The following is a 313-nucleotide window of genomic DNA, read 5'->3' on the forward strand; positions in this document are numbered from 1 at the left end:
ATGCACCAGGTGACCGGGCTGCGGGCGCTGTTCGACACCATGGTGGTCTTCGAGTCCTACCCCATCGACGGTGCCGCTTTGAGTGAGGCCTACTCGGCCGCGGGTATCTCGGTGACCGGGATCAGCCCGCTCAGCGGCACCCACTACCCGCTGACCGTCATCGCCCTCGCCGAGCCGCACCTGAAGGTCACCCTCCAGCACCAGCACCACCTCCTTGACCAGGAACACGCACGCGCCATCGCCCTGCGTCTGGGCCGTGTGCTGGCCCAGCTGGCCGAGGACCCGACGACCCCGTACGGCGGCATCGATCTGC

Annotated in this window: 1 protein-coding gene; it reads left to right on the forward strand. The window is 68.4% G+C overall.

Translation table 11 applies throughout. The features are described from left to right. The coding region (locus tag QK440_RS41530) for a hypothetical protein (protein ID WP_282798412.1) at window positions 1–313 on the forward strand (313 nt) is incomplete at both ends.

Source organism: Streptomyces sp. CC224B, assembly GCF_030010595.1.
GTDB classification, from domain to species: domain Bacteria; phylum Actinomycetota; class Actinomycetes; order Streptomycetales; family Streptomycetaceae; genus Streptomyces; species Streptomyces longispororuber.